Origin of the sequence: Gottfriedia acidiceleris, assembly GCF_036421055.1 — a bacterium.
In the GTDB taxonomy this organism is placed as follows: domain Bacteria; phylum Bacillota; class Bacilli; order Bacillales; family Bacillaceae_G; genus Gottfriedia; species Gottfriedia acidiceleris_C.
Genome location: NZ_JAZGQS010000002.1, coordinates 389,615 through 403,067, shown reverse-complemented (window position 1 = coordinate 403,067; position 13,453 = coordinate 389,615). Strand labels below are relative to the sequence as shown.

General features: G+C 32.2%; 11 protein-coding genes and 1 pseudogene. 1 reads left to right on the top strand and 11 read right to left on the bottom strand.

From position 1 onward, the window contains the following. Nucleotides 1-242 precede the first annotated feature (242 nt). Nucleotides 243-1,181, top strand: a complete 939-nt coding sequence (locus tag RAH41_RS04610; RefSeq protein ID WP_331220997.1) for a patatin-like phospholipase family protein — start codon at nt 243-245, stop codon at nt 1,179-1,181. Between the two features lie 83 nt (nt 1,182-1,264). Here the strand turns inward: RAH41_RS04610 and RAH41_RS04605 are convergent, their stop codons facing one another. The 11 genes and pseudogenes from RAH41_RS04605 to RAH41_RS04555 form a co-directional block, all read right to left on the bottom strand. Continuing rightward, on the bottom strand, nt 1,265-2,587 hold the full coding sequence (locus RAH41_RS04605; protein WP_331220996.1) for a DUF4179 domain-containing protein: 1,323 nt from the start codon (nt 2,585-2,587) through the stop codon (nt 1,265-1,267). Continuing rightward, nucleotides 2,580-3,101: a sigma-70 family RNA polymerase sigma factor gene (locus RAH41_RS04600; RefSeq protein WP_331220995.1), complete on the bottom strand. Its 522-nt coding sequence runs from the start codon at nt 3,099-3,101 to the stop codon at nt 2,580-2,582. Before RAH41_RS04600 ends, RAH41_RS04605 begins: the two co-directional genes overlap by 8 nt. Nucleotides 3,102-4,107: 1,006 nt before the next feature. Further along, a pseudogene (ftsZ, locus tag RAH41_RS04595) lies at nt 4,108-5,056 on the bottom strand (cell division protein FtsZ); the annotation flags it as partial. Between the two features lie 687 nt (nt 5,057-5,743). Further along, nucleotides 5,744-6,724 carry a cation diffusion facilitator family transporter gene (locus RAH41_RS04590; protein WP_331220994.1) on the bottom strand — a complete coding sequence of 327 codons (981 nt, stop codon included), beginning with the start codon at nt 6,722-6,724 and terminating at the stop codon, nt 5,744-5,746. 538 nt (nt 6,725-7,262) lie between these two features. After that, complete coding sequence (locus tag RAH41_RS04585) at nt 7,263-7,928, bottom strand: FMN-binding negative transcriptional regulator (protein WP_331220993.1); 666 nt, start codon at nt 7,926-7,928, stop codon at nt 7,263-7,265. 210 nt (nt 7,929-8,138) lie between these two features. After that, a complete protein-coding gene (gene pbp4b / locus RAH41_RS04580; RefSeq protein WP_331221050.1) occupies nt 8,139-9,407 on the bottom strand; it encodes a penicillin binding protein PBP4B in 1,269 nt (422 codons plus the stop codon). Between the two features lie 394 nt (nt 9,408-9,801). Further along, nucleotides 9,802-11,193: an L-cystine transporter gene (locus RAH41_RS04575; RefSeq protein WP_331220992.1), complete on the bottom strand. Its 1,392-nt coding sequence runs from the start codon at nt 11,191-11,193 to the stop codon at nt 9,802-9,804. A gap of 142 nt (nt 11,194-11,335) precedes the next feature. Beyond that, the gene (locus RAH41_RS04570; RefSeq protein ID WP_331220991.1) at nt 11,336-11,803 is read right to left on the bottom strand and encodes a DUF3291 domain-containing protein; all 468 of its coding nucleotides are present in this window, start codon (nt 11,801-11,803) and stop codon (nt 11,336-11,338) included. Nucleotides 11,804-12,082: 279 nt separating this feature from the next. Beyond that, the gene (locus RAH41_RS04565) at nt 12,083-12,466 is read right to left on the bottom strand and encodes a YkvA family protein (protein ID WP_331220990.1); all 384 of its coding nucleotides are present in this window, start codon (nt 12,464-12,466) and stop codon (nt 12,083-12,085) included. 262 nt (nt 12,467-12,728) lie between these two features. Continuing rightward, complete coding sequence (locus RAH41_RS04560) at nt 12,729-13,184, bottom strand: SRPBCC family protein (RefSeq protein WP_331220989.1); 456 nt, start codon at nt 13,182-13,184, stop codon at nt 12,729-12,731. Continuing rightward, nucleotides 13,177-13,431 carry an ArsR/SmtB family transcription factor gene (locus tag RAH41_RS04555; protein WP_419471562.1) on the bottom strand — a complete coding sequence of 85 codons (255 nt, stop codon included), beginning with the start codon at nt 13,429-13,431 and terminating at the stop codon, nt 13,177-13,179. The genes RAH41_RS04560 and RAH41_RS04555 overlap by 8 nt, the downstream gene beginning before the upstream one ends. Nucleotides 13,432-13,453: the final 22 nt, after the last annotated feature.

Sequence of the window (13,453 nt, the reverse complement as noted above, 5' to 3'; positions counted from 1 at the left end):
TTCATATGTAATTTAAAATATTCATCATCTAAATATTTCTATTACTTTTTTACATCCGAAATTTTGTAGCAAATAAAGTGATATTTGAAAATCTTAATTTATCTGCAAAGATTGTCAGATTATTTTCCAAAAAATAAATTAATTGATAAATATGATTGCATCAGTAGCTAATCACACTTAAAGAGAACCTCCATATATTATATTAGTATAATTCATTTTTCTAAAAAGGTAGGTGTAACAAAATGAAAGTAGATGGTATCTTTGAAGGAGGAGGAGTTCGAGGAATCGGACATGTTGGTGCTATTTGTGCTTTAGAAGAAGAAGGTTATGAATGGGCACGTTTGGCAGGCACTTCTGCTGGCGCTATTGTTGCTACTCTTCTAGCATGTGGCTATACAGGGAAAGAATTAAAGGAAATTATGAATCATCTAGATTATAAGAAATTTATTACAAAAACATGGTTGCACTTTATTCCTTTAATCGGATTAGGATTAAATATCTTATTTAAAAATGGGTTATATAAAAATGACTTTGAAGAAGAATGGTTAGAAGCTTTATTATCCAAAAAAGGTATTCGCTATTTCGATGATTTAGAAGAAGGAAAATTAAAAATCATTATTTCTGATATTAGTAATGGTAAAATGGTCGTTTTACCTGATGATTTACGAGATTACGGCTTATCAGCAAAAGATATAACAATTTCTCAAGCAGTAAGAATGAGTGGTACAATTCCCTTTTTCTTTCAACCCATTAAACTAAAAACTCCTATTTATGATTATCCAATCTTAATTGTTGATGGTGGAATACTAAGTAATTTTCCAATTTGGATTTTCGATGACCACCAAGAATGGCCGACTTTTGGATTTCGTTTAATAGATGAAGAAATTATTGCAAAACCGCTGGATGCACATAACCCAATCTCATTTTACAAATCAATATTTATAACGATGAGACAAGCACATGACATTCGACATCTAACAGCAGAAGTAAATGAACGAACAATAAAAATCCCAACTGGTGAAATTTCAAGCACAGATTTTAATTTAAATAAAAAAGAAAAAGAAGCACTTTTCACAAACGGATACCAAGCCGCAAAAAAATTCCTAGGAACTTGGGATTTTGAAAAGTTTAAACATAACTATCCACCTGAACCATATTGCCAAAAGGTGAATAGTCTGTAGTAACTTAAAAAACGCAATCTTTTCTAGATAAACATAGAAAAGATTACGTTTTTGTTTTTTCTAATTCAGGTTCGTAAGGTAATTCATTTAACCCTTACTTCTGCATCTCCTTCGATATATGAAGGAAAAGATACAAGATTAATTTTTATCGGATTCATATACTTTTGTCGAGATGAAATCTTAAAACCTATTATTTGCTTATTATTAACATTGCCTTCCATATAAGATTCATTCATTTCAATCTCTTTTCCATTTGCATCAAAGATTGATCCAATCATGTCGTAATTAAATTCCTTTTTTGTATTCAAAGTAAAAAATATAGTATCTCCTTCTTTTTTTAGGTCAGTTAAATAATTGCCGGTTGGCTGTTTCAGAATTCTTTGTTTCTCAGTATCAATTATAAGGTTCTCATCTTCCTTATTAATTGCCTGAATTTTATTTATGACAAAATATAATTCTTTTGGATCTTTAAAATAATTACTCTGCAAAAAGATAATTCTTTCATTATCGCTAATAATTTTTGCAGCAGTTCCATTAATTATTTTTGACCATACCTCACCATTTTGATCAACAAGTTTTATATCAGAGAAATCTAGTATTTTCTTTGAATTACTTGGATCCATTTCAACTTGTACTGCTACACGAAGTGGATAGATAGTAACTTTTTTAATTTTGATCTTTTGATCTTCAATTATTACCGTTTTATTAAGTTCATATATTTGATTCGTTTTTTTATGTTTTCTTATTGAAAGTGGAATCGAAAATTGTGCAGATTGCTTTTCATTCTTAATTTTTAAAACTAACTTAAAATCTTGCTGTTCATATGGTTTATCAAAATCGTATTCTACTGTGCTAGTATATTGACCTTTAACTTTATCGACAGTACCTCCAAAAGAAAAAGAGTGTTCGGGTAATTTTTCCCCATTACTCGGTTTAAGATATGCTTCAAGGATTTCGAAATTTTTCTTTTTTGAGGTACTATCAATCGTATAAAATAAAACGATGTCTTGTTCATCAGCAATAACAGAATCGATTGTAACTTTAATACCATTCTTTTCTTGTGAAGTACCAATCTTTTGGGCATATCTATTTTCTACCGCTGAAAGTAGACCCTTATCATGACGCACACGAACCATTTCAACAATTTTCTCCATTCCCGGTACTTTTGTTAAATAATCAGCAAACGTTGGAGATACACGTATACTTGCTAGAATTCCAAAAAGAAAAATGGCAGCTGCAATTATTGACCAAATTCTAAATTTCCTTTTCGGTTTTGTGATCATCTTAACTTCTTTTGCATTTTGAAAACCAATTTGGATAGCCTCGTCAATTTCATCAAGAGGTAACTCGACGTTTTCGTATTTTTCTTTCAAATTTTTTAATTCTCTTTCTTCTTTTTCAAACATTGCCTTTTTCTCCTTTCCCTTCAAGGATTCCTCTTAATGATCTCAATGCTTTATTTAACCAAGTCTTTACCGTACCTTCCGGGCGATTCCACATAATTGCAATATCTTTGATTTTAACATCGTGAAAGTATTTTAAATGTAATAGCTGTCGTTGTGTATCATCAAGCTGTAACATTGCTTCTTCTATGTCAATATAGTCATAGTCTTCGTTCATACCTTGCTGCGAAATATAGTCATCGTCGAAGGTTATTCTATCATTCTTCTTTATAAAATCCTGACAGTAATTAATCATAATCCGAATAAGCCATGTTTTTACATAATTTGGTTCTCTCAATGTTTTTATGTTTTGATAAGCTCTAAAGGTCACTTCTTGAATTGCTTCAATTGCCTCATCTTTATTCTTCAAGTAAGCTAATGCAGTTTTATATAATGATAATTTATGCTCATGCATAATTGATAAAAATGCATGCTCATCTCCTTTGATAGCCCTTTTCACTAGACTATGATCCTGCAATCTCAATCCCTCCATCTCGATGTTCTATACATTAGACTCCTGAGAGCTAAAAAAGTTTTAATAAATTTAATTTTCACCAAAAAAATTCCCTTATAGTTGACAGTACAGCACCTTGCTTTTAACTGTCTACTATAAGGGGAGTATTACAACTTTATAGATACCCTTTTTTTTAACTTTATTTTTTTATTTAATTTTATCGTTTCTTGCCTAAATTTTGATAAATATTTAAATTGACTAATGCTATTATTTTTATTCATAACAACACACCATTTAAAACAGGAGGATAATATTATGAAACTAGCAAGAAATATATTAATTATATTTTCTTACATAATGTTACAGTATTGATTATAGTTGGCCCGGAGTTTCATCAGTATAAATTGTATGTTCTTTTGTTACAGGTATTATTTTTTTGTACAGGCCCATTATTATTAATATTTATAGATTGGAAGAAAAAAAATAAAGAAAGAGCAAAAATCAGCGCTAAATCGGAGTGAAATGGAAATTTGAATAAAAATAAAAAGACATGAGCATTAAAACTCATGTCCTTCTCTACATCTATCAGTCTATCTATTTCTGTTTTTTCGATTACGTAAGAATGCCGGAATATATGAAGTTGAATCTTCTTTCTCATTGTATCGACCATAATCTTGTTGATCATTATGGCGGCTGTAATCTTGTTGGTCTGTGTAACGATTATGATCTTGTCGCTCTGGATAACGGTTATATTCTGGCTGCTCATTATAGCGACCGTAATCTTGTTGGTCATTATATCGTCCATAATCTTGTTGATCATTATATCGATTATGATCCTTCTGTTCATTGTAACGTCCATAATTTTGCTGTTCTGTGTATCGACCTGTGTCTTGCTGTTCATGATAGCGACCGTAATCTTGCTGTTGGTCTACGCGATATCTCTGATCTTGTTGGAATCGTTGTTCTCTATTGTATAAGCTAGGTGCTTCTTCTATTGGTCTAGAAGGAGTTCTTACCATTTTCTCTTCTTTATCTGCAAATCCTGTAGCAATTACCGTTACAATAATTTCATCTTTTAAATTTTCGTCGATTACCGAACCGAAAATCATATTTAATTCTTCGTGAGATGCAGAAGCTACGATATCAGCAGCTTCTTGTACTTCAAACAGACTTAAGTTACGTCCACCTGTAATATTCATAATGACGCCATGAGCTCCATTAATAGAAGTTTCAAGTAAAGGAGAATTTAATGCTTTCTGAGCAGCGATTGTAGCGCGATCTTTACCTTTTGCAATACCGATTCCCATAAGGGCTGTCCCTTTATGAGACATGACTGTTTTAACATCAGCAAAGTCAAGATTGATTAATCCTGGTACTGCGATTAAGTCGGAAATCCCTTGAACCCCTTGTCGGAGTACATTATCTGCTTCACGGAATGCTTCAAGCATCGGTGTTTTTTTGTCTACTAGCTCCAATAATCGATCGTTTGGAATGATTATTAATGTATCAACTGCTTCTCTAAGTTCCTTAATTCCACCTTCAGCATTTGTTGCACGCTTTTTACCTTCAAATTTGAAAGGACGAGTTACTACTCCAATTGTTAAGGCACCAAGCTTACGAGCAATTTTCGCAACTTCAGGTGCTGCACCTGTACCTGTTCCTCCGCCCATTCCAGCTGTAACGAAAACCATGTCCGCCCCTTTTAGTACTTCTTCAATTTGTGACTTACTTTCTTCAACAGCTCTTTTTCCAATTTCAGGATTTGCACCTGCTCCTAAACCACGCGTCAGCGTTGCACCAATTTGCATTGTAATTTCAGCTTTTGACTGTTTTAGTGCTTGTGCATCTGTGTTAAAAGCAATGAATTCAACACCTTCTACACCGTCTTCAATCATTCGGTTAACGGCGTTATTTCCGCCACCACCAACACCAATAACCTTTATTCTTGCAAACTGTTCTATATTTTCAAATTCAAACATGATCATTCCTCCTCGTCATACCGATTACATAATTTCACGTTTTTCAAAGAACCATTCAATTTCATTCTAAGATTTATCTTTTTATGTACGTAATAGTAGATTAGAATTATCCAATTCACTTAAAGACATGGAATTGTCCTAATTCCCCTAACACTACTATACAAGAAAACTACCTATTATCTTTTTGATAATTTTTCCTTAATATACCTTTAACTAAAACATGTATTTTAACATCTTAATGTAATATCTCTATTAACTTCGTAACAAATTTTCATTAAAAAGTTTGTACAATTAATATAATTCTTTTATTTTTGATTGAATCCTTTAAGAATCTATTGATTTATGAGAAAACACTACTACACGATATATTTTGTTAATAAATTCACAATATATACACTTACTCGCACGATGTTTCAAGTAAAATTTGTTAATATATACATGTAGGATAAATTATTTCCACATTTATTTTCTATCAATTTCATTTATAAATAAGGAAGAATAGAATTGAAAAAAATAGTATTATATTTAGAGTTTTAGTTACCTAAAAATGTATCGACAGAAGAAGAAGGAACGGAATTGAATAAATGATGAGTTACAGAACTAAATAATCAACTAGAAAGCTAAATATTATGTTTCATATTAAGAAAAAGGACTTGAAATATAACCAAGTCCTTCTCCTATATAAGTTCATTTTTCAATTAATTCTGTTTTATTATCATCAGTCCAATTTTGAACACCGTCATCTTCGTCCAATTCGATAATTACGTCCGTTACACCTTTTTCTTTCATGATTTTTTCTTCTAATCGATCTTTTATGTCATCAGCTTGAGCGATTGTTAAGTTAGGATCTAGTTCAATTTCCAATTCAACATGTAAATCTTCTCCCTCTTTAACAACCGTAAGAGCTTGAATATCTTTAACATCTGGATCATCCATTACGATTTCACCAATCTTGTCTTCCATTTCCTCATCAGATTCACCAATTACACCTGCAGCATTATCAAGAAAAACTTTTCCAACAACAAGGAACATCAAAATACCAATGATGACAGAAGCAATACCTTCCGCTTGATGAAAAGGTGTAAAGTAAGCAATAATTACTGCAATCATCGCTAATAATCCACCTAGAGTTGCTACTGTATCTTCTAAGAAAACTAATTTTGTAGCTGGTTTTGCTTTTCCTAAATTAGAAATTGCCTCGGTAACCACTCCAAAACCACTTGTTGTTATTCCTAATTCATGACTAATTTCTTTCATTGCTTTGTAAAGTACATATGCTTCAAGTACTACTGAAGCACCTAAAATAGTAAGAGTAATAGTCAGCCCCGAAGAGTGGGTTGGATGTATAATATGCTGAATTCCTTCGACAATCGTTTCAAATGCCATAATTCCTACAATTAATACTGCACCAAGTAAAACTAAATTAACAAGTCGGCCAAATCCATTTGGAAACCGATCTGTTGGTGCTTTTTTACTTAAAGCTGAACCGCTAAAAACAAAAAGTTGGTTAGCAGTATCGGCAGCACTGTGCATCATCTCAGCAAAAAGTGCAACACTTCCTGTCATACTAAACCCTATTCCTTTTATTATTGCTATTACAGCGTTAACAATAGCTGCTAATAATGCAGATTTATTACCCTTTTTTAAAAGCTGGAAAAATTCTTTCATTCTTTACTCCTCATCACTAGTATTTTTATATTATGTATTTTTATATTTTTTATTAGCTAACTCTTAATTAAAGTTCATTTAAAATTCAAAGTAAAAACAGTTCATTTTCTACTGAATTGGAAAGATATGTAATTTAATTTTAACATAGCTTCTGATCATTCTTATGTTCTTCTATAAAATAATTTTAATTAGCAAAAATTTTTTGATGACTTAAATATAAAAAACTTTTTCTTTAACAAAAGATGGCACTAAATACGAAAAAACAAATAGAAATCTAATAGATAAATGGCGATTATCAACATGGTTACCCCTAATAAGAAGTAAAGTATCTTCTTTAAGAAACGCATATTTTTATTAAAAATTGAGACCCATAAACAAAATAATCCTAATAATAAGATTGGTACCGCTAATAGCACAATCAACACCGATCTTCACATCCTTTATCTGAGATTCCTATGTCATACTTAATTGTTTTTGACCAAAAAAAGCTATCCAAAAAGACAGCTTTTAATAATTTATATGCGGTTAATGAATTGTACTAGTTATATTTCATTTTTTTACAATCAAATTTACATCTTACTTTCGATAAATGCTCTGATCTCTTGCCCATCAGTTCAGCCATTTGTTTAGATTGTGGATCTTCTTCTTTTTGTAAATTATCAATGATATTATAATAATCCTTTTCGCTTCGGTTCTGGCTTAATTTATAGGAGGCCTGAATTTCTTCCACTTTAATCTTAAATCCTACTATACCTTTTAGCTCACTTTCTAAAAGTTGTGGAGAAAGTTTATCCCATAATACTGGGTTTTCACGATTTTGTTCATATTTTTCTAGCATGATTGTTAATTCTTCTACTAATTCATCTCTTTCTAATATGCTTGCTTTTCCGTAAACATGCACGGCTTGATAATTCCATGTTGGAACTTCCTCAACTTCATACCAAGAAGATGAAATATAAGCGTGAGGTCCTTGAAACATAACAAGTACTTCTTCACTATTCTCAAATGTTCTCCATTGTGGGTTTCCATATGCGATATGCCCAGTAATATAATAATCTTCACCTTTTTTCGTTATACCTAAAGGTAAATGTGTAGCAATTGGTCTACTCTGCTTTGTTGTGATAATTGTCCCAAAAGAGTTTTTTTGAATGAAATCCCAAATTTCTTCAGGATTTGTTACTTTATAATTTTTTGGAATATACATGATTCGTATTACCTCCATAATCTTTTTTGTTGCAAATGCAATAAAAGTACTTCAATTTAAATCTAATCTAATATTGTTGCATTTGCAATATTTTTCTTAATGGATATGTACGATGAATCTTACTATTGACCAATGGTATTTCGCATAATAATAAAAAAGAGAAAAATCATTAATTTAAGAAGATTTTTCTCTTTCCTTATTTAAGAATAATTACTTAATCAATGCTTCATACACAGCAGTCGCCACGGCTTTGTATTGTCCTGTAGCATAGTCATCCCCTACAAATTTGTTCGGATTTATAAGTGGATCAATTACAAGTGAATGTTTTTTATTGGTCAATAAGACAATTCCTAAATTATTATCTGAATCTATAATAGTCAGAGTGCCTACCCAACCGGTATGTCCAATCGCATTTGGACTTGCATACAATCCAAACGTAGATGACATACTTGCAGAGCCATTTCTTCTCCACCCTAAACCATATGTTGGATTTAAATCGGAAGGTGCTGAAAACTGATCAATCGTCTTTTGATCAAAAAGTTTTACTTTTCCATATCCACCTCCGTTTAGCATTACTTGCAAAAGAACCGCTAAATCGCTCGTCGTTGAGAAAAGTCCTGCATGTCCGGATACGCCACCCATAGAATAGTATGCCTTCTCGTCGTGCACTTCTCCTTGTATTGTGTATGTACGAATATTTGGGAAGGAGATGATACCGTCACGTGAATTCCCCATTAACTCGGTTGCCGTGAAATCTTTCGGTTTAAATCCTTTTTGCAAAGGGTTAAACATTGTGTTTTTTAGACCTAATGGCTTATAAATCGTATTTTCTACATATTCGTCTAGTCTTTGGCCAGTTATTTTCTCAATAATAAAACCAAGAATCATATAATCTACGTCACTATAAATGTTTTTCGTACCGGGTACATATTCTAAAGGTGTTTCAGCGATTTTTTCAAAAGTTTCATTACGATCTTGTGTATACAATGAACCTGCTATAGTTAGATTGTGGTATTGCGGATCAGCTGGAAAACCAGCAGTGTGGTGTAAAATATCGATTAAGCGTAAGGAGTCCTTCCCTTTAATCGTATCAGTTGATTTGTCTTTAAAATTTGGAAAGTATGATTGTACAGTTGAATTCAAGTCTATTTTTCCGATACTAACAAGATGTTGTAAAGCGAAGTTAACTGCATACATTTTAGTGTTTGATGCCAAATCAAACATTATATTAGTCTTCATTTTCTGAGGATGTTTCAGTAGTGACAGCCCATCGTATTTTTTCGCGTACCCATAAGCAGAGTTTTTAACAATTTTCCCATCTTTTATAATCATTAGAACTGCGCCCGGAAAACCATTGTTTACATCCTGCTGGATTAATTCATCTACTTGTTTTAATTTCTCTGATGAAAATCCAACCTCTTCAGGACGTTTTACTTTGCTTAATACAGGAAAGCTATCACTATGTTTGTTTAATATCATTCCATTCACCTCTGCCTGAATTGAGGTTTTCTCTGCATTTGTTTGAGCATAGCTGACAGAACCTGTTGTAGTAACCAAAGCAAGCGATAGTGCTGACGTTACAATTCTACGAGCCATTCGAGCCAATTTAAATCTCCTCCCATTAAAATAAACTATCCAAACTTTCAAAAGCTTAATCGTTGAACTATTCGTTTTATTTTTGAAAATATCATTCAAAATTAAATTACTTATAATTGAAAGAAAATTCAAATCAATTAAAGTATAAAGGCGAGATTCGAAGTATGTAAAGTTTAATTATTCTTCTACCAAGGGAAGAACTGTTAATTTCTACTTGGCTTTTTCTATTTATAATATAAAAAAACGGATAGCCAATTCAGGCTATCCATTTTAAAATTTATCCTTCTACAACGTCTACAACATTAGCTTGCTGATAAACTTCTTTTTCGAATTCTCCTGTAGCCTTACTTGTTAGGATACCTGATGTCATTGCTCCACTAACGTTTAAAGCTGTACGGCCCATGTCAATTAGAGGTTCAACTGAGATTAGTAATCCAACGATTGCGATTGGCAGATTCATAACTGATAGTACGATAAGAGCTGCAAAAGTTGCTCCTCCACCGACACCAGCTACACCGAATGAACTGATTGCTACAATTAAAATTAGAGAGATAATAAATGATGCACTTGTTGGATCAACACCAGCTGATGGAGCTACCATAACAGCTAACATTGCTGGGTAGATACCTGCACATCCATTTTGACCGATTGAAAGTCCAAACGAACCAGCGAAGTTTGCAATTCCTTCTGAAACACCAAAATCTTTTGTTTGTGTTTTGATTGTCATTGGTAATGTTCCAGCACTTGTACGTGATGTAAATGCAAATGATAAAGTTGGTAAGGCTTTTTTCACATATCTTACTGGGCTAAGTTTTGCAAATGATAATAATAATAAATGCACAATAAACATTAAGATTAAAGCCACATAAGACGCTATGACAAACTTACCTAATTTTACGATTGCATCATAATCACTTGTTGCTGCTACTTTTGTAATGATTGCTAGGATTCCATAAGGTGTTAAACGAAGAATTAACGATACAACTCTCATCGTTATTGTATAAACGGTATCAATAATTTTAGCAAAAAACTCTGCAGTTTCAGGCTCTTTACGCTTTACTCCTAGGTAGGCAATTCCAACAATTGCTGCAAAAATTACAACAGCAATTGTAGATGTTGCACGTGCACCAGTTAAATCTAAAAATGGATTACTTGGAATTAATTCAAGGATTTGTTTCGGGATTGTCATCGCTTCTACAGTTGGAACACGCCCTTGTAATTCTGTAATTCTAGCAGTCTCTGCAGCACCCGCTGAAATTTTGAATCCATCAAGTCCAAAACCTAAAGCGGATCCAATTCCAATAGCTGCTGAAATAGCTGTTGTACCAAGTAGAATCCCAATAACAAGGACACTAATTTTACCGATATTTTTCGTTAATTTTAATTTGGTAAATGCTCCGACAATTGAAACGAATACTAGCGGCATAACAATCATTTGTAATAGTTTTACATAACCGCTACCAACAATGCTAAACCAGTCGATTGTTCCGACTGTAACATCATGTTCAGTTCCATAGATTAGATGAATAATATAACCAAAAATAAGACCTAAACCTAAACCTGCGAATACACGTTTTGAAAAAGATACATGCTTCTTTTGCATAAAATACAAGCCATACATAAGTACTAATAAGATTACTACGTTTACGCAGATAAGAAATGTATTCATTTTTCTCCCCCTTTTCTTTTAATAATATTAATTTACGAAAATACTAATACAAGTATTCCTATAAATCAAGTAGGAATTATTAATATTTTGTAAAATTCCTACTTTTCTATCATTTAGATACAATTTATCTAGAAATCTATTACTACTTAATTAAAAATACTTCACCATTTTGATCAAATGCATGCTTAAAATCAAAAGCAGTAGATGTTGATCCATTTTGAATGTAATAATCATATCTTTTAAAGGCCTCTTCCCACGAAACATCGCTTGGCTTCTCAGTCCACCACACAACATATGAAAGGTGCTTCTCTTTATAAGATTCCATCCAGTTATTACGATCTTTCAACGCTTGCTTATGGTATCCTGAGTAGGTAAAACGATATAAGGATTCTAGATTCTTCCATATCGTTAGAGTGATTATAGGATACCCATCCCCCTTATTAGCATCATCTGGGAGAGAGATTCCATCAGATGAAAACGCATCAATCATGTAACCTGATTTAGTAGCCTGACGAAAGATATCATTTCCTACAGAAAAAAATTGACGAGAGGCAGAGTGATCATATGGGTGTTTTAGCATACCAACTGTAAAGATTGCAACAAAAGCCATAAATAGTCCTCCATAGACAGGTTTTATTAAATTTATATTCAAGTAAGCTTTTATTTCATAACTAATTCTTTTTTTCAATATTTTTATATTTTGTAGAGAATTGGATTAAGTCGTACACTGTGTGGATGGGATGAATATTAAATGTGGATTTATAGGGATAGTTGACATATTTAACTCTGTTTTTGTAATGATTTTTTGAGTTTTTAATTGTCGTTTAATATGAAATTAAAAACGACTACCCTAATTAGGACAGCCGTTTTTTCATTCAGTCTAAAAATATTAACTAATTAATTGATAAACCTTGAAAATTACCCAAATAAAAATCGCTAACCAAATCATCAAAATGAATGATCCGACTATCCAATTTTTAGGTTTACCTTTTTTCATCATTTTTTCTGCTTTCATTTCACAGTCCACTATTACATTATCTGGTATTAGTTTTAAAGAGATATAAATACCTAAAGGAATGAGAATAACATCGTCTAAATAACCTAAAATTGGGATAAAATCAGGTATTAAATCAATCGGACTAAAAGCATATGCTACTACACAAACTATGAATGCTTTAGTATACCAAGGAACACGTTCATCTTTGCATGCAAAATAAAGTGTGAAGACTTGTCGCTTTAATTTCTTCGCCCATAATTTTAATTTTTTAAGCATTTTTTCTCCTATAATTGCGTTTTATCTCATTATATCAAAGCTTTTTATCAAAAATATAAAAAGAGTCGCGAAAATTAAAACAAATGTTTTACCACTATGCCTTGAGCAAAAATATAAACAAGCCATCCAATAATGCCAAGACCGATTGAAGGAAGCGCTACTCCTATAATCAGCAACATAACTACCATACCCGGAATCCCAATTACAACGTCAAAAAAGGGACATCGTTTATGACAGCCTTTTTAAATCCATATTAACTATCTTAAATCGAAACAGGTGGCAATGTCTTTCCTGTTTCAAGCAAGCTTTTTAAGTTACTTAAAATTGCTGGCCAGCCGTTGTTTAATCCTTCAAATGTGTCATCACGATCTACTAAATCAGTCGGTTCTAGATTTTCATGTTTTAGTGTTAATTTTACTGTGGACTCTAATACTTTCAACTCGAATGTAACGATTGAGGGTTCTTTACGGTTCGTCGGATCATTTGTATGATTCCATGTGAATGATAGTAAACGAAATGGCTCACATTTTAAAATCGTTCCATAATCTGTAACTTCACCATTTCGCAAATAAGAAACCGTTGAACCTACTTGCCAATCAGATTCAATTGCAGTTCCGAAAAAGTATTTTTCAGTAAATTGAGTGCTTGTTAAAGCTTCCCATAGTTTTTCTGGTGTAGTTGCAATGTATGTAACATAAACAAATTGTGGTTTATTCATTGTTCAAATCCTCCTCAAGTATTTTTAATTCATTTAATGCATCTAATCGATTATGTTCGAACTTGTTGATCCATCGCTTTGAAATTTCGCTAATGGGTACAGGATTTAGATAGTGCAGTTTATTTCGACCATGCCACTCTACAACAACAAGATTTGCTTCTTCTAGTATCAATAGGTGTTTAGTTACTGCTTGTCTACTCATTTCAAGATGTTGACACAATTCACTTAATGTCTGTCCGTTATTTATAAATAATTCATCAAGTAATTTT